General features: G+C 50.5%; 15 protein-coding genes. 7 read left to right on the top strand and 8 right to left on the bottom strand.

Annotated features, from left to right (window positions below):
* Window positions 1-67 precede the first annotated feature (67 nt).
* From JUB14_RS03500 to JUB14_RS03515, 4 genes are all read left to right on the top strand, one after another.
* The gene (locus tag JUB14_RS03500; protein WP_207504376.1) at window positions 68-604 is read left to right on the top strand and encodes a hypothetical protein; all 537 of its coding nucleotides are present in this window, start codon (window positions 68-70) and stop codon (window positions 602-604) included.
* Between the two features lie 220 nt (window positions 605-824).
* Window positions 825-2,183: a vanadium-dependent haloperoxidase gene (locus JUB14_RS03505; RefSeq protein ID WP_207504377.1), complete on the top strand. Its 1,359-nt coding sequence runs from the start codon at window positions 825-827 to the stop codon at window positions 2,181-2,183.
* Window positions 2,184-2,275: 92 nt separating this feature from the next.
* Complete coding sequence (locus JUB14_RS03510; protein ID WP_310586065.1) at window positions 2,276-3,811, top strand: sulfatase family protein; 1,536 nt, start codon at window positions 2,276-2,278, stop codon at window positions 3,809-3,811.
* Window positions 3,812-4,215: 404 nt separating this feature from the next.
* Window positions 4,216-6,534, top strand: coding sequence for a TonB-dependent receptor (locus JUB14_RS03515; RefSeq protein WP_207504378.1), 2,319 nt, complete (start codon window positions 4,216-4,218; stop codon window positions 6,532-6,534).
* 84 nt (window positions 6,535-6,618) lie between these two features.
* Here the strand turns inward: JUB14_RS03515 and nadB are convergent, their stop codons facing one another.
* From nadB to JUB14_RS03550, 7 genes are all read right to left on the bottom strand, one after another.
* The gene (nadB, locus tag JUB14_RS03520) at window positions 6,619-8,211 is read right to left on the bottom strand and encodes an L-aspartate oxidase (protein WP_207504379.1); all 1,593 of its coding nucleotides are present in this window, start codon (window positions 8,209-8,211) and stop codon (window positions 6,619-6,621) included.
* A 46-nt stretch (window positions 8,212-8,257) separates the two neighbouring features.
* On the bottom strand, window positions 8,258-8,719 hold the full coding sequence (locus JUB14_RS03525) for a hypothetical protein (protein WP_207504380.1): 462 nt from the start codon (window positions 8,717-8,719) through the stop codon (window positions 8,258-8,260).
* A 6-nt stretch (window positions 8,720-8,725) separates the two neighbouring features.
* Window positions 8,726-9,724, bottom strand: coding sequence for a quinolinate synthase NadA (gene nadA / locus JUB14_RS03530; RefSeq protein WP_207504381.1), 999 nt, complete (start codon window positions 9,722-9,724; stop codon window positions 8,726-8,728).
* Between the two features lie 360 nt (window positions 9,725-10,084).
* A complete protein-coding gene (locus tag JUB14_RS03535; protein ID WP_207504382.1) occupies window positions 10,085-11,506 on the bottom strand; it encodes an inorganic phosphate transporter in 1,422 nt (473 codons plus the stop codon).
* A gap of 115 nt (window positions 11,507-11,621) precedes the next feature.
* Window positions 11,622-12,671, bottom strand: a complete 1,050-nt coding sequence (rlmN, locus tag JUB14_RS03540) for a dual-specificity RNA methyltransferase RlmN (RefSeq protein WP_207504383.1) — start codon at window positions 12,669-12,671, stop codon at window positions 11,622-11,624.
* A 107-nt stretch (window positions 12,672-12,778) separates the two neighbouring features.
* A complete protein-coding gene (locus JUB14_RS03545; RefSeq protein ID WP_207504384.1) occupies window positions 12,779-13,330 on the bottom strand; it encodes a CvpA family protein in 552 nt (183 codons plus the stop codon).
* Window positions 13,327-13,779 (bottom strand): GatB/YqeY domain-containing protein, encoded by a 453-nt coding sequence (locus tag JUB14_RS03550; RefSeq protein ID WP_207504385.1) that lies wholly within the window; start codon window positions 13,777-13,779, stop codon window positions 13,327-13,329. Before JUB14_RS03550 ends, JUB14_RS03545 begins: the two co-directional genes overlap by 4 nt.
* Before the next feature lie 210 nt (window positions 13,780-13,989).
* Between JUB14_RS03550 and JUB14_RS03555 the strand changes: the two genes are divergently transcribed.
* Both JUB14_RS03555 and mnmH read left to right on the top strand, forming a co-directional pair.
* The gene (locus tag JUB14_RS03555; protein ID WP_207504386.1) at window positions 13,990-14,715 is read left to right on the top strand and encodes a pyridoxine 5'-phosphate synthase; all 726 of its coding nucleotides are present in this window, start codon (window positions 13,990-13,992) and stop codon (window positions 14,713-14,715) included.
* A 187-nt stretch (window positions 14,716-14,902) separates the two neighbouring features.
* The gene (gene mnmH / locus JUB14_RS03560) at window positions 14,903-15,943 is read left to right on the top strand and encodes a tRNA 2-selenouridine(34) synthase MnmH (RefSeq protein WP_207504387.1); all 1,041 of its coding nucleotides are present in this window, start codon (window positions 14,903-14,905) and stop codon (window positions 15,941-15,943) included.
* 74 nt (window positions 15,944-16,017) lie between these two features.
* On the opposite strand, the gene JUB14_RS03565 is transcribed toward mnmH, so the two are convergent.
* Window positions 16,018-16,680, bottom strand: coding sequence for a hypothetical protein (locus tag JUB14_RS03565; protein WP_207504388.1), 663 nt, complete (start codon window positions 16,678-16,680; stop codon window positions 16,018-16,020).
* 174 nt (window positions 16,681-16,854) lie between these two features.
* Between JUB14_RS03565 and JUB14_RS27990 the strand changes: the two genes are divergently transcribed.
* Window positions 16,855-17,790: a helix-turn-helix transcriptional regulator gene (locus JUB14_RS27990; RefSeq protein ID WP_207504389.1), complete on the top strand. Its 936-nt coding sequence runs from the start codon at window positions 16,855-16,857 to the stop codon at window positions 17,788-17,790.
* Window positions 17,791-17,964 lie beyond the last annotated feature (174 nt).

Consider the following 17,964-nt stretch of genomic DNA (forward strand, 5'->3'; position numbering starts at 1 on the left):
CTACTTGCATGCAGTTAATGAATCAGTTATCTTTGTAAAAGAATATTTTTTCCTTGTACCTTACCACTTGAAGCAACTCCTATCTATCGGTCTATTACTTCTGTTGCTGCTCAATATTCTGGGGCAGTCGGTGGCGGTATTGTGTATCGAGGAAATGTACAGTACATCGGATAAAGGGAGACTGGGTGACGAATGGGTCGTGCTGAAGGTACCTCTGTCTATTCCCTATGGTACTGCCTGGCAGAATGATGATCCCTCGGGTCTGATCCAGTACAACGGTAACTTCTACAATATCGTAGAGCAGCGGTACGAGAATGACTCCCTCTATACCGTACTACGCTCCAACCTGAGTGCCCGCGAACAGTTTTTTGCCATTGCCGATCAGCTTCAGCAGCAACTGGGACAGGATACTGAGAAAAGCAATCCCGTTGAAAAAACGGCCAAACTACTCTCCGGGGCTTTAAAACATTACTTACCTGCAAAGTACAACGTCACGCTATTCTGGTGGGAATTAGCACCTGAGAACTCATTGGTTCCGGCCACTCAATCGCTTGTGGCTTCGTCCGTTTCTACTCCTCTATCTCCGCCACCGGAGCTGGTCTAACCTATCTTGCTCACAAATCACCACTGATGGGGTAGCCTTTCGGAAGGAGTTTCCGGATTGGGTGCTATGCCTACTGCTAGGTACTATTTGTGAAATCATTCGGTGAATTAACGTTGTCAGGAGAAACCTGTTTGTTCCGCTTCCTGATAAGTACTGGCCCCTGCCAGTATTGCCGATAGTTTTAAAGTAGGTTTTAGACAATTAATAGTAACGTAAACCAATGAAAAAGATCTTCCTCCTGGCAGTAGCTTTTGGGCTGGCTGCTGTAGTAAACGGGTGTAAAAAATCATCTCCACCCGAAGTATATAACAAGATGGCTTCTGATCCGCAGCTGTTTCATAATACCACGGCACAGCTCACCAATGTGATCATACACGATATCTTTAAGCCGCCGGTGGCCAGCCGTATCTATGCCTATTCGTTTCTGGCATCCTACGAAGCAATGGCTCCCAGCGATCCCGAGTACCAGAGTCTGGGTGGACAGCTCAATAATTTTGGGGTTCCTCCCCGGCCCGAAGATGGCAAAGAGTACTGCTACCCGCTGGCTAGTGCCAAGGCCTTTACCGTTGTAGGTCGGGCGCTGACTTTCTCGGGTGATATGTGGGATAAGTACGAAAAGGATTTCTTCAAGAAGTACGAAGAAATGGGCATGCCTGACGATGTATACGAGCGCTCTATTACCTATGGCGAGCTGGTAGCCAAGCACGTGCTGGACTATGCAGCCAAGGATCATTATAAGGAAATCCGTGGCTTCCGTTATACCGTGACCAATGCCCCCGGTACCTGGGTTCCTACCCCTCCTAATTACGCGGATGCCTGCGAACCTATGTGGAACACCGTACGTACGTTCACGCTGGATTCTGCAGGACAGTTCGTGTGTCCTCCACCGGCTAAGTATGATCTCAATGAGAAAAGTGAGTTTGTGAAGCTGACCCGTGAAGTATACGAAATAGGTAAAAATCTGACCGAAGATCAAAGGACTACTGCCTACTTCTGGGATGATAATCCATTCGTGACCAATGTAGTAGGGCACGTGATGTTTGCCAACAAGAAAATGACTCCTCCGGGCCACTGGTTAGCTATTACCCGTCTTGTAGCCCAGGAAAAGAATCTGAACCTGATGGAGTCGGTAGAGGCTTACACACTGGCTGCTATATCTATGTACGATGGATTTATATCGTGTTGGGACGAAAAGTATAAGAGCGTTCGCGTACGCCCCGAAACAGTGATCAACGGCAACTGGGACCCTAACTGGCGTCCTTACCTCGAAACGCCCGCCTTCCCTGAGTATGTGAGTGGACACAGTACTATCTCAGCTTCGTGCGGAACTGTACTGACCAACCTGCTGGGGGATAACGTGGCCTTCACGGATACTACTGAAAAGAAGTACGGTCACGGTGAGAAGTCCTTCAAGTCGTTCAAAGAAGCCTACTGGGATGCTTCGTACAGCCGCATGTACGGGGGGATTCACTACCGGGACGGCGTAGAGGAAGGAACCCACCTGGGCGAGAAAGTAGGCCAGTGGGTCTGGAACAGCGCCATTACCCGCAAGAGTCGGACGGTGATCGCGAAACGGTAGCGTAGGACGTCAAGCCACAAGGAAAGCGCCGGGAACAGTATAATGCTGTTTCCGGCGCTTTTTTAGTAAGTGTACGCCTGGCGCCCGCAAGTGTGTCTCATCTCATCTTCCTGTACCCTATGAAGTACTTCCTTACCCTGCTAGTGCTGGTACTCCTAAGCCTGGGGCTGAAACCAAAGGAGCAAGTATCAGCCCCAAAGCCCAACATCGTGTACATTCTGGCCGATGACATGGGGGCAGGAGATGTATCAGCCTATAATGCACAAGCTCGCTTCCGGACACCCCACCTCGACAGGCTGGCGTCGGAAGGAATGGCCTTTACGGATGCGCACTCGGGCTCGGCAGTATGTACCCCTACGCGCTACGGTATCCTGACTGGCCGGTACGCATGGCGGAGCCGACTAAAAAAGGGTGTAACGTGGAGCTATGACTCGGCTCTCATTGAAGACAAGCGAATGACGGTGGCTCATTTTCTGAAACAAAACGGCTACCACACGGCGAGCGTCGGGAAGTGGCACCTGGGACTCGATTGGGCGGTGGCCTCTGATACCACCCAACCTGTTGATTTTACGAAGCCGGTACAAAAAGGCCCTAACTACTACGGATTTGACTACTCCTTTGTTATTCCGGCCTCACTTGATATTCCTCCGTATGTGTACCTGGAAAACGGCCGGGTAACGACCCAGCCGGACCGGCAAACGGAGAGTAAGACAGCGTTTGGCTGGTGGCGCAAGGGACCGACGGGGGCCGATTTCCGGCACGAGGAGGTACTGGATACCTTTATTGATAAATCCATTGCGTACCTGAGCCAACGTAAATCGGGACCGTTCTTCCTGTACCTGCCGCTGGCGGCACCCCACACGCCCATCCTGCCTACGGGCGAATGGGCCGGAAAGTCCGGCCTGAACGAGTACGGAGATTTCGTGCTGATGGTGGACCACGCTGTAGGCCGGATTCAGCGGGCGCTGGTGGAGAACGGCCTCGACCAGAATACCATCCTGATTTTTACGGCGGATAATGGCTGCGCTCCCTACGCCGGCACGACCGATATGGAAAAAAAAGGTCACTTTTCGAGTAATGGGTACCGGGGCTACAAGGCAGATATATACGAAGGAGGTCATCGGGTGCCCTTTGTGGTGAAGTGGCCGGGAAAAATCAAGCCGGGTACCCGCAGCGACCAGACCATCTGCCTGACCGACCTCATGGCTACCTGCGCAGGAATTCTGAACGAAGAGCTACCGGCTACTGCGGCGGAGGATAGCTACGACTTGAGCCCCATCTGGCTGGGCAAAACCAGCGGAAAGCCCGTGCGCGAGGCCACCGTCCACCACTCCGTAGAAGGGGCCTTTGCTATCCGGCAAGGAAACTGGAAGCTGGTATTGGATCCTGGCTCCGGTGGATGGAGCTACCCCAAGCCGGGGAAGGAGACGCAGGGGCTACCGGCGGTGCAGCTGTATAATGTAGAAAAAGACCCGGCCGAAAAAACCAACCTCTACGCCCAATACCCCCAGAAGGTGACAGAGCTAAAAGCGCTGCTGGCCAGATACATCCGGGCTGGCCGCAGTACCAAAGGGCAGCCGCAGCCCTACGTGCAGGCCGCCACCTGGCCCGGTACAGAGTGGATGTAGAAGGGATGATCGAGTTTCAATTGCAGATTGTCGATTGTTCTTTAGATGAGAATGTACATTTAGGAGAGTACAAAAGATTTTTATTGGCTTAGAAACTGGCCTTAGAGGTGCCTGCCGCTGGGGCCACTGCTTGGCAAGAAATACTTCTTTCCCAAAGTACTATCGCAGATTTTCAATTGTACCTAAATCGACAATCTGCAATTGAAATTCGACATTAAAAACTCTTCCTCCTTCGCCCTAAAAGGCTACTTCGGTACCCCATTTTTCCACTTCACCCTTTCTTAATTTCGGGAGCTGGGGTAGCTGCGCATTTTTGCTACGAAAAGCAGCGCATCCGGTATTTTTTGTCCCCGCCATAGGGGGGGGCGGTCATTGAGCTGTCAGAATAGCAACACTACTTAGCCATGAAAAAACTATTTACCATCCTGCTGGCCGCCTTCGGCTACACCCTGGCGTACGCCCAGGTACCAACCCAAACCATCAAAGGACAAATCCTGGACGCCGAGTCCAGGCAGCCCGTCATCGGGGCCAACGTTATTGTTACGTCACTTACTCCCATCAAGGGAGGTGCTACGGATGTCGACGGTAATTTCAGGATCGAAGCGGTACCCATTGGACGCCATTCTATCAAAATCACCAGCCTGGGCTATGAAGATGCGGTACTGCAGGAGATCGTAGTAGGCTCGGGGAAGGAGGTGGAGCTGAACGTAAAGCTGACGGAGTCACTGAAGGTACTGAATGAGGTAGTCATAAAAGCGCAGAAAGAAAATGGTGATCCACTCAATGACATGACCAGCGTCAGCGCGCGCTCCTTCACCGTGGATCAGGCCAAGCGGTACGCCGCTTCGGTAAATGACCCGGCCCGGATGGCTCTTTCATTTGCTGGTGTAGCTACTAACAACGATGGTAATAACCAGATCATCATCCGGGGGAATAGTCCCAAAGGCCTGCAGTGGCGGATGGAAGGAGTTGAAATTCCTAATCCGAACCACTTCGGAGCTGAGGGCTCTTCCGGTGGGGGAATCAGCGCGTTAAGCGTTAACGTACTGGGCAACTCCGACTTCCTGACCGGTGCATTCCCGGCTGAGTATGGTAACGCTACCTCGGGTATTTTTGACCTGAAGCTTCGTAAGGGCAACAACGAAAAGCGTGAATATGCGATGCAGGCAGGAGTACTGGGTCTGGACTTTGCAGCTGAGGGACCTATTGGTCCTAAGGGAGGAGCCTCCTACTTGGCCAATTACCGCTATTCCACACTTAACCTGCTTGGAAAAATAGGTGTAAAGATAGACGGTGATGCCGTAACTAACTTTCAGGATGCGGCCTTTAAGGTACACCTGCCCAGTAAAGGAAAATCAGTTGTATCGGTGTGGGGAATGGGGGGACTTAGCTCACAGGTAGACGATGTAGAAAGCTTCCGCAGCAACTTCAAGTCTGACCGCGCTATGATGGGCCTTAACTACCTTCGCTATATCAACAGCAAGGCCTACGTAGAGACCATTGTATCTTACTCAGGTACCCGCCAGGGAGAAAATTATTTTAATAAAGAAAAAGAAACAACCTACCAGCAGCAGTTTGTCAACCAGGCTCTGCGCTTGTCGGTGGCGTATAACTATAAGCTCAACTCCCGGCACGCTCTGCGGGTAGGTGCCATAGCCAGCCACCTGCAGTTCAACCTCTTCGATGCCAACGATGCCGAAGGTATCCTGCGTACCCGGATAGATCAGAAGGGCAATACCCAGCTCATACAGGCCTACGGACAGTGGAAGTACCGCGTATCGCCTACAGTAACGCTCAATTCAGGCGTACATGCTATGTTGCTTGCCTTAAACAACGAGTACTCCGTAGAGCCGCGCCTGGGCCTGCGCTGGAACGTGGCACCGCGGCATACTATAAGCTTAGGTACAGGATTGCATAGCCGCACCGAGTCCATCTCTACCTACTTTGCTCAGGTACTGGTGGGGGATAACCGCACAGCGCTGGTTAATAAAGATCTTAAGCTAATGAAGTCGGCGCACCTGGTAGCGGGGTATGAGTTCCGCCCTGTGAGCAGCTGGCGCATCCAGACCGAAACTTACTACCAGCATCACTACCATGTACCTATTGGTCCCGTTGCTACTACCACTCCTTACCTGCTTTACAACTCCCTGCTCAATGCGGTAGATGGCTTCTCGGCTGATTCGCTGATGAGTGATGGCAAAGGGCGCAGCTATGGAGTAGAGCTAACGGTGGAGAAGTTCCTGACGGGAGGTATCTATTTCATGAGTACTACATCGCTATACCAATCGAAGTACACCGGACGCGATGGTGTAGAACGCGACACCCGCTTTAACGGCCGCTTTGTGCAGAATGTCCTGACCGGTAAGGAGTGGAAAGTGGGAACTAACGGAGCAAATATTTTTGCCTTTAATGTGAAAGGACTTTGGGCGGGGGGGAATCGTACTTCACCTATTGATCTGGCTCAGTCCAGAGAAAAGGGAGAGACGGTACGCGACTGGAAGCAGAGCTACGTGGAGCAGCTACCTGACTACTTCCGGACGGATGTACGGGTGAGCTATACCAAAAACCGCCGTAGAACTACCTCTACCATTTCACTGGATATTCAGAACGTATCTAACCGGCTGAATGCGTACGATCGCTACTACGACAGCAAGAACGATCAGGTGAAGCTCATCACGCAGACAGGACTTATTCCGGTACTGAACTACCGGCTTGAATTTTAAAATTAAATGGTTTGGTGAATATAGCAAAGCAGAGAGCTTATCCATCAGGATAAGCTCTCTCTTATTACTAACATGTTCTGGCTCCTAGGCAGTAGCTTCCTGACGGACGTTATCTAAGTTGTAGTGGAGGCCAACATTCTCACGGCGGGCCATAGCCATCTTAAGCACCAGGTACGACACCGTAATCATGTTACGCAGCTCACAGATCGCGACTGACACCTTCGACTCCCGGTACAGTTGTTCGTGCTCCTGATGCAGGAGTTCCAGGCGATCGTAGGCGCGCTTCATACGGCGGTTAGTACGCACGATACCCACGTAGTTGGACATAATACTGTTGAGCTCGCGGGTCATCTCCGTCACCAGGATATTCTCTTCGGGGTGAGTTGTACCGGAGTCATCCCATTCGGGGATGTCGTCAGGGATACGGGCCTGGGCAAAGTGCTCCAGCGTACTGAGGTAGGCGCGATGGCCGAATACCACTGCTTCCAATAGGGAATTGGAGGCTAGTCGATTGCTTCCGTGCAGGCCTGTGCAGGCACATTCACCCACGGCGTACAGGAAGTTAATATTGGTCTGTCCCCACTCATTGACCCTCACACCTCCGCAGAGGTAGTGCTGGGCCGGTACCACCGGAATCATCTCCTTACGCACATCGATACCGATGTTAAGGCAGTACTGCGTGATGTTAGGGAAGTGCTCGAGGAATTTTTCGTAATCAAGATGACGAACGTCCAGGTACACATGTTGCACCCCATTCTTCTTCATCTCCGAGTCAATAGCCCGGGCTACGATATCGCGCGGAGCCAGTGAGAGGCGGTCGTCATAGTACTCCATGAAGGTACTGCCGTCGGCATTCTTGAGGATACCCCCAAAGCCTCGTACGGCTTCCGAAATCAGGAATGAGGGCTTCGTACCGGGCTGGTAGAGGCTGGTCGGGTGAAACTGCACAAACTCCATGTTGTCACAGATACCCTTGGCGCGGTAGGCCATGGCGATACCATCACCGGTAGCGATGGTAGGGTTGGTGGTACTTTGGTAAATATTACCGATACCGCCGGTAGCCAGCACGGTAGTGCGGGCCAGAAATTTCTCAACCCCCGCAGTCTCCCGATTGAGAACATAAGCACCGTAGCACTCAATATCTTCACGGTACCGATATACTGTCTGCCCCAGATGGTGCTGCGTAATCAGCTCTACGGCGTAGTAGTGGGTAAATATCTGAATGGATTGGTGGCGCTTTACTTCCTCCAGTAAAGCGCGCTCTATTTCAGCTCCGGTGATGTCTTTAAAGTGCAGAATACGATGGTCTGAGTGTCCTCCTTCCTTGGCCAGATCATAATCACCGTCAGGTACCTTATCAAAGCGGGTGCCGTAGTCGATCAGCTCCTGAATGCGCTCGGGCGCTTCTGTCACCACGATCTCTACAATATCCCGTTTGTTCATACCATCACCAGCATCCATCGTGTCCAGAATATGCTTCTCAAACGAATCGGACTCGGCCCAAACGGCGGCAATGCCTCCCTGTGCGTACTTCGTATTAGTTTCATCGGCCTGTACTTTGGTAATGATTCCGATAGAGATGGGTTCCTCTTTGGCTTCAAAATGGCGCGCCAGTTTGGCGGCGTAGCTAAGTCCGGCGATACCGGAGCCGATGATCAGGAAATCGAACTGAGGCATAAACAGATGTTTTTATTCTGCTGGTGTCTTGTTAAAGATAGTTCCGTTATTCAGGTTGCTTATTTACAAACTTTAGAGACAATTTAGTCACACGCGGCGGATCATAAATGGTACTCCGCGTTTCCATTACAAAATAATCCTCATACACATTACGCGGGTAGATGTTCCACCCGCCCGTCTTGGTGACTGAATCACGCAGAGCGATCACATTCTGCACCGGATAGGCTTTCCACTGAAAGCGCTGCGTATTGCCCGGTCCCTGAAAGTGACCCTCAAAGGAGCCGTCGGGGCGGAAGCTGAGCCAATCCATATGCGTATCAAATCGCACGCCACTGATATGCGGAATATGCCTGCCTTCTTTGAAAACAGGTACCTCATCCATCGCTATCTCCTGAATATACCACTTGGGTACTGCCAGTAACCGCCTCTGAGCTTCCTGCACATCTTTGGCGGATTTCTGGCAGGCCGCCGTAGTTACCAGTATAAGCAATACGAAAAGGCGTTTCATCCCCATTTATATCCCTTTACTCAGCTCCAGCATGCGGGCCACTGATTCGTAGGCTTTCTTGCGGGTCTCTTCGGGTACCTGGATTTCCGGCTGCTCGTACAGCAGCGCCTTGTATACCTTCTCGAGGGTATTCATCTTCATGTAAGGACACTCTGAGCAGGCACAGGTATTGTTTTCGGTAGCCGGAGCTGGAATCAGCCTCTTATGCGGAACCGCCTCTTTCATCTTATGCAGGATACCCGCTTCGGTAGCTACGATAAAGGTATCGTGCGGAGATTCCTGTACAAATTTGAGGAGTCCGGTGGTAGAGCTGACAAAATCGGCCTGAAGCAGTACATCTTCCTTACACTCCGGGTGCGCGATAAGTAGCGCCTCCGGATTCTCTTCGCGTAGCTTTTGCAGCTTCTCACGGGATATATCTATATGTACAATACAGGCACCATCCCACAGTACCATGTCACGACCTGTTTTTTTGGATACATACCTGCCCAGGTTAGCGTCCGGCGCAAATATGATCTTCTGATCGGGGGGAAGACTCCCAACGATCTGCAGGGCATTGGACGAAGTACATACAATATCCGTCAGCGCCTTGATCTCGGCTGAGCAGTTGATGTAGCTGATCACGAGGTGGTCGGGGTACTGCGCCTTGAAGGCTGCAAACTTATCCGCCGGAGCCGAGTCAGCCAGTGAGCAGCCCGCATTCAGGTCAGGAATAACTACTTTTTTATTGGGACTAAGAATCTTAGCGGTTTCGCCCATAAAGTGCACCCCGCAGAACACGATCATGTCCGCATCAGTAGCGGCAGCCTGCTGCGATAGCCCGAGACTGTCGCCCAGGTAGTCGGCTATATCCTGTATTTCGGCATCTACGTAGTAGTGCGCCAGAATAATAGCGTTTTTTTCTTTTTTGAGGCGGTTTATCTCCTCTACCAGATCAATGTTTTTCGCTACCGCTTCGTTCACGTATCCGTAACGAGCCACCTGCTCCGCTATCTGATTGGTCATTTGATGTTGTGGTTTTGCTTTTTATCTAAAAAACGGAATTCTCAAAGCTTATAAATAAACGTGTAACAGGTACTTATTTGAAAATAACTCCTAGTACATGGCGCTGGTACAACTGGATAAAAGAGCCTGTTCAGCACTGTTTGTCAAACGTATACATAACATAATGCTACTTTTCCTCGTTCAAATCAGCTACTTCAAAGTTGCTTGTTTCATTGATTACAACACAACCATCCGGCGAACAGGCGTAAAAATAACAGCAATTTTGAATGTTAGCTCATTTAGTAGCTGGTAGAGGGGGGATAAAAGTAAAGCCCGATACGGATATCGGGCTTTACTTTTAAGTATGTATGGGGTCTTGAATTACAAGATCCAGCGGAAGAAAGAGTACAGCGTAGCCGATAGGAACATGGTTACCGGCAGGGTCAGTACCCAGGCGATAAGGATATTCCGTACGGTACCGGCCTGGAGGTTCTTGATACCTTTGCTGGCCACCATCGTACCGGCAATCCCGGACGAAAGTACGTGCGTAGTACTTACCGGCAGACCCAGGCCCGATGATACTCCAATGGTACTGGCAGCTACCAGCTCAGCGGAGGCACCCTGAGCATAGGTAAGGTGCTGCTTACCGATCTTCTCACCGATGGTGATTACGATACGCTTCCAGCCTACCATGGTACCAAGGCCCAGTGACAGCGAGATCATCAGTATTACCCAGTCAGGGGCATAGTCCGTAAAGCGACGCAGACCTATTTTATTATCGGTTTGTGCTTTTATCTCACTTGCTTCTGCTGCATTCAGGTTTGCATCACCACTATCTACGATATCCTTTACGTTACGGCTGATCAGGAGTAGGGAACGACGTACTTCCAGACGCTCACCTTCCTTGAATTTATTGTCCTGTATGGGTTCATTCAAATGGCCCTGCAGGCGATCTATTTCCTGCCTGGCTTCTGTCCATCCGGCTCTGTGCTTGGCTGAAAGCTTAGTAGTATCTACTTTGTTAAGAGTAGTTTCGATACTTGTCAGGTTGCTCTGCATCAGGCGGGGATCCATATCATTATCCAAGGCAAAGTATGCCGGCGTAATTCCAATCAGGATCAGCATTACCAATCCTACTCCTTTTTGTCCATCGTTAGAGCCGTGGAAGAAGCTTACCAGCGTACAGGTTAGGATCAGGATACCGCGTATCCAGGTCGGAGGGGGCTGATTTTTCTGAGGCTCGCTGAATACTACGTTACGGAGGGGCTTATCGAGCATACGACGTAGAATAAACATCAGTACTACTGCCAGCGAAAATCCAAACAGGGGAGAAGCCAGCAGCGATATAAATATCTCCTGAGCTTTGGTCCAGTTAACTCCTACACCCGTAGTATTTTCGGGCATAAACGTAAAGGCCAGACCTACCCCCAGGATAGAGCCAATCAGGGTATGTGAGCTCGAACTGGGAAGACCGAAGTACCAGGTACCCAGGTTCCAGACAATAGCACTAAATAGCAGCGCCAGTACCATGGCTATACTATGGTATACATTCTGATCAATGAGCAGTTCGACGGGTAGCAGGTTAATAATACCCATGGCTACGGCTATACCACCAAAGAATACGCCCAGGAAGTTACAAAAGCCCGACCAGACTACGGCTACATTAGGTTTGAGAGAATTCGTGTAGATTACGGTTGCGACGGCGTTGGCTGTGTCATGAAATCCATTCACAAACTCAAAAGCACAAGCAGCAAAAAGACTAAACGCCAGGAGGAGGAAAATGTCGGTCTCTAAGCCAAACATAGAAATAGGGTTAAATATAAAAATTGTGCAAAAGTACTTAAACTTCCTGAGGCCAATGTTAAGAAATTGTTAAGTGATATAAACAAGAAAGGGTCGCCACCGGCGACCCTTTCTCTTAATTCTTATTAGCAAGCTGCCCACAGGCAGCATCAATATCCTTGCCGCGGCTACGTCGGACACTCACAGTCACGCCTTTATTCTCCAGAAAGGCTGCAAACTGATCCAGACGGTCAGCTTCGGTATTACGGAAAGCAGCCTCGGCAATGGGGTTGTATTCGATGATATTTACCCGTGCAGGTACCTTCTTCGTAAACTCCCAAAGCTCTTTGGCATCCTGCAAAGTATCATTGAAGTTATGGAATACAATGTACTCAAAGGTGATGCGGTTGCCGGTTTTTTTATAAAAATAATTCAGTGCTTCCGCCAGGTTTTCAAGCGAGTTTGACTCGTTGATGGGCATGATCTGGTTACGCTTGACGTCATTAGCGGCGTGCAGCGACAAGGCCAGCCGGAAGCGTACTTCGTCATCCCCCAGTTTCTTTATCATTTTGGCAATACCCGCCGTCGATACCGTAATCCGCTTGGGTGACATACCTAAGCCCTGCGGCGAGGTAATGTACTCAATGGACTGAAGTACGTTGGCGTAGTTGAGCAGAGGCTCACCCATACCCATGTACACAATATTAGTAAGCGGAGCACCAAAGCTGCCGTCGGCCTGACGGGCTATCTCTACCACCTGATCGTATATTTCACCGGCTTCGAGGTTGCGCTTGCGCTCCATGTACCCCGTAGCACAAAACTTACAGGTCAACGAACAGCCAACCTGGCTGCTGACACAGGCGGTCATGCGGTCATCGGCCGGTATAAGTACCCCCTCTACCAGGTGCGCATCGTGCAGCCGGAAGGCCGACTTGATGGTACCGTCGTTGCTCTGCTGTTGTTTGGCTGTGGTGAGGGAGTAAATAGCGAAGTGCTCGTCCAGCAGCTCGCGGGTACGTAGCGACAGGTTGGTCATCTCACCGAAGGAGCGTACCGATTTCTTCCACAACCACTCATGGATTTGCTTAGCCCGGAAGCCCTGCTCACCCTGTTCTGTCAGCCACTTTTTCATCTGCTCTACCGTGAGCTTCCGAATATCGGCCTTTTCTTTTACCTCCGTTATCATTATATCAGTATAAATTCAATGCTTGAATATCAATGGGTGAGGGGAGACGCATATGCGCTCTGTCGGTTACTACTCCACTTGTTGCAGGCACCAACACCGAAACCCTTTTAACTGTTCCCTTCCTGGTCGCCCTCCAGGTACTCTCTCTTCCAGTCCCGGATCAGTTGACTTCCGGTGGGCCACCACTCTACGGCTGAGGTGATGACCTGGGGAGCCACGGGGGTAATAAGCGGAAAAATATGGGTGCCTTCGGTACGATGTTCGGGTATTCTCACTCCAATAGTACTTAACAACCAGAAGAATACACTCGTTCCGAAGACCCACGTAAATATACCGACGGAAGCACCCGCCAGACTATCAAAGGTTCCCAGCATGGTGTAGCGGAGGGTGCGGCGGATGGAGTAGCCGAACTGATTCAGCATAAATACCGTAGGGAAAAATATGACCGAGAAGCCAATATAGGGTAGTATACGCCGGGCTGCGGACACACTAATATAAGGGGCCAATATCTCCATACCCAGCCCCAGAAATTTAAAACCAACTACCATGGCTACCACCAGACCTACTACCCCGATGATCTCGATGAGTAGTCCTTTGCGGTAGCCATTGACAGCCCCCCACAGCAGGGGAATCAGGATGAGGACATCCAGAAGCATCATGCCAGCATACTCTTCACTAAGGTGGAAATAGTACGTCCGTCGGCTTGTCCGGCCAGTTCTTTGGTAGCTACACCCATAACCTTACCCATGTCAGAGGGCCCCTTAGCTCCTACACGATCTATGATATCCTGCAGGCGCTCTCTTACTTCCTCTTCGGTAAGCTGCTTGGGCAGAAACTGCTCTATGATAGCCAGTTCGGCCTCTTCCTTCGTCCACAGGTCTTCGCGTCCCTGGGTCTGGTATACCTCGGCGGCTTCTTTGCGTTGCTTGGCGGCTCTGGTCAGGAGTTTGATTTCCTCTTCGGACGATAGATCACCGCCGGTACTTCCTTCCTTGGTTTCTTCCAGCAGGATCAATGACTTGATAGCACGTAAGGTGCGCAGTTTGTCCTGATCTTTGGCCCGCATGGCATCCTTGATACCTGCTTCTACTTGACTTTTGAGTGACATGAGTCTTAGCTAATGTATATGAGTATTTTGGAGGGACAGTAGCCACAGAGATGTATTTTTAGGTTACTCCGGTGAGAGTAGGAGTAAAGAAAAATATTTCTTTGGCAACATCTGTCCGTAAAAGATAACTTTGGGGCAAAGTTACGAAACCCGGCTTTCGGTTCCATCATCTTAGACAGCATTCACCGAATTACTAACCCAACCCACCTTATGACCCGGCTTAGTGTAAATATCAACAAAATAGCAACGCTTCGCAACTCGCGCGGTGGAGACAACCCCAATGTAGTAAGAGCAGCGCTGGACTGCGAAGCATTTGGAGCACAGGGTATTACCGTGCATCCACGCCCCGATGAGCGGCACATTCGCTACCAGGATGTCTATGACCTTAAGGAGGTCGTGACAACGGAGTTTAACATTGAGGGAAATCCGTCCGAAAAGAAGTTTGTGGATCTGGTACTGGCTGTGAAGCCGGCTCAGGTAACCCTGGTACCTGATGCACTGGGCGCTATCACCTCCAATGCCGGCTGGGATACGGTGAATAATAAGGCGTTGCTGACCGAACTGGTGTCGGAGTTTAAGAAGGAGAGTATCCGGGTATCGGTATTTGTGGATGCCGACGAGCGTATGGTAGAGGGCGCCAAACTTTGTGGAGCCGACCGCGTAGAGCTATATACGGAACCCTATGCGCACCATTACTTTGAAGATCGTGAGGCGGCAGTAGCTCCCTTCGTGAAGGCGGCCGAAATGGCGCGTCAGGTCGGGTTGGGCTTGAACGCTGGTCATGACCTGAGCCTGGATAACCTGCGTTATCTGAGAAAGTGCATTCCCTGGATGGACGAAGTATCCATCGGCCACGCGCTGATCTGCGATGCCTTGTATTATGGCCTTGAGAATACAATACAAATGTATTTGCGGGAGTTAGAAGAAGAGGGGTAGAAGGTAGTCTGTTAGCTATTAGGTAGTAGCCGTTAGCTTTTTGCTTATTAATATATGTAAATAGCAGCACAGCAATGCCCTGGTAAAGTACCTGGCATGAGTACAAGCTACTACCGAGGCGACACATGCCTGTATTCATCCAATAACGAACTACTAACATCCCAACACCTATATACCCAAACCAGCTATGCCCCAGGCCTTGTCCCCCCAAGAGTTTCTGAAGAGAGCCGCTACCTTACCGGTAGTGGACGTGCGTTCGCCGGGAGAGTTTGCGCAGGCGCATATTCCGGGGGCGGTGAATATTCCCCTTTTTACCAATGAGGAGCGTGCCGTAGTAGGTACAGCCTATAAGCAGGTGAGCAAGGACGATGCCCTGCTGCGGGGGTTGGAATACGTAGGCCCTAAGATGGCGGACTTTGTACGCCAGTCCAAAGCTCTGGCTCCCGATGGGGAGATACTTGTGCACTGCTGGCGCGGGGGAATGCGCAGTGGCTCCTTCGCGTGGCTGCTGGAAACGGCGGGTATGAAAGTATCTACCTTAGTGGGTGGCTATAAAGCGTATCGAAACCTGGTACTGGATGGCTTTGACCAGCCCCGTCAACTGGTAGTATTAGGTGGAAAAACGGGCAGTGGTAAGACCGAGATTCTGAAAGAACTCCATAAGCTGGGCGAACAGGTACTGGACCTGGAAGCCCTGGCTCATCATAAAGGCTCCTCCTACGGGGCCATCGGGCAGGCTCCGCAGCCTACGTCCGAACAATACGAAAATGATATCTCGGTGCAGTGGCAACAGCTGGACCCGGAGCGCCGGATCTGGATTGAAGACGAAAGCCGTACCGTGGGACGCTGCTTTGTACCCCTGTCTCTCTGGGAGCAAATGCGAGTGGCACCCGTAGCTTTTGTAGACCTACCCAAGGAAGTGCGTATCCAGCGGCTGGTACGCGAGTACGCCTGCTATGACCATAATCTGCTTTTCGAGGCTACCGATCGAATCCGCAAGCGCCTCGGCGGTCAGCATCACCAGGCGGCTATGGCGGCTCTGGAGCAGCACGATTACGCAACCGTAGCTGATATCACCCTGACCTACTACGATAAGGCTTACCTGCACGGCCTTTCCATGCGTGCCAGTGATAGCGTATTCAAGATTGACATTTCCGAAGATAATCCCGCTCAGACTGCCCAACAGCTACTAGCCTGGGCGGAGAAGCTGCATACTACTGTTGCATAAAAATACCTGTGGCACCCCTTTGAGGTGTGCCACAGGTAAAGGTTCACCCGTGTCACGGGTACGAATACATAGGATTAATACCCTACACCCCCTTCTTTCTCGATTAGAATTGCCCGGTACAGCGAGGCAAAAGAGGCTTTGATCCAGATCAGGGCCGGGAATATCCCTACGATAAAGCATATCAACCCTATTAGGAAAATAAAGATAGAGGTGACACCCAGACCAAAGATGCGCCAGCCGTGTCCGCTCGTCAGTTTCCAGCTAGTCTCAACGGCTGCAATGGGATCCAGTTTTTTGTCCATAATAAGGTAGGATACAAACACGAGTCGGCAGGCAACAATAATACCCGGAATGATCAGGGCGATCATACTAATACCAATCAGTGCAGTAACCAGCAGGTGGGCCAGTACGATGTTGAGGTAGTTGTTGAAGCCAGCCAGGATATCTTTTAAGTCTATTTTCTGATTACGTACGGCCTGTACAAACATCAGGTCAGCGCTGTATTCAAATATAGGCAGGAGTAACAACCAGTAGGCCACCCCTATGATCTCGAGCATGATCCGGGTGGAGGTATACTCCTGTTCTTCGTTCTTCTTGATCAGGTCAACGGGAGCGTTGGCAATGGCTATGACTACTATGATCAGCAGCAGGGGCAGAAAGTACTGCTTCGTTTTCTCCCAGCCAAACGATAGGCTGCCGTTCCAGCTAGGTGGTACCAGGGGTGTTACATTTTCCATCTCTTTATGTAGTTTTCTGATGATTAATTAACTGCTCAAATGTAGACAGAGCCTATTTCTGAAAACAGCTACTTAAGTAGTGATTTGCACCCATTTTCAAGAACACTACTTTAGTAGGATGCTATTTGGGGCCAGTATGGATAGTTTTGGGTCCATCAATACTTTTTGATTCGTATGGAGATCAGCCGCATATACATCTGGATTTGTTTTATCTTCTGCATGGCTCTGGCCGCCGGAGGTGTACTCGTTATGTTCCGCCATCGGGAGTACCGGCAGTACGCGGCATTCAGGTACATACAGTACTACCTGATCCTGATGTACACCTTTGGCTTCTATGCTATGTGGAGTCAGGTATGGTTCCGGGTGGTTTTCTTTACATCCGACAGCTATGGTACCCTGGCCCCCGTCGTTGATTTCCTTGTAACGATCAGTACTCCCTTTCTGATCGCCGCAAAGCTGATGCTGGTGCTGTGGGCGATAAGCTTATTAGAGAATAAACGCAATGCGTTTTTCTATCCGGCGGGTATTAGTGTAGTACTGCTTCCGATCTTACTTTATTGGTTTTATAATTCCTCCCAAGGCCAGCCTATCGTCTATCAGCTATATGTCATGCTGGTGTGGGTAGTAGTGGCTTTTATAAGTTCGCTGCTGCTTTTCTCTTCCATCAAGTACTTCGATAGGCCTTCAAAGTTCGTTCTGGTGGCACTGGTAGTGGTTATAGGAGCTATACATGTTCCTGTGTTCCTTAATATAGTCGTACAGCCGGCGTACGAGCTGATATTTATCTTTCTCTTCTTTCTAAGCCACACTGCTCTGGGCGTCTATTTTGGCTACCGGGCCCAGCTGCCACCCGTGCAGGAAGAAGTACCTGTGGAGGCTGCCTCTACGGGACTGGCTACGTTTGAGGTATTTGTAGAACGGTACGGTATCACTGCGCGGGAGGCGGAGGTAGTGCGGGAGATATGCCGGGGCAAAGCCAATAAGGAAATAGCTGACGAACTATTCGTAACGGTACAGACCGTCAAGGACCATACGCACCGGATCTATCAGAAGACCAACGTAAAGAGCCGTACGCAGCTGGCTTCGTTACTGCGTGAGTTTGAGAATTGAGCCAAACATTTTACTCCACTTTTCGATTATCAATTTTACATCTGGTACTACCTCTCCCTGCCTTTCTGACGTCTCCTCTTGTACACCAGAATATGCCGCTTATAAAGATATAGGAGCATTTTAATAAGTATTTATGTTTTATTTACGTTATGACTGCCTACATGTTAGGTAGCG

The sequence above is a fragment of the Telluribacter humicola genome, from assembly GCF_017355935.1.
Lineage (GTDB): Bacteria > Bacteroidota > Bacteroidia > Cytophagales > Spirosomataceae > Telluribacter > Telluribacter humicola.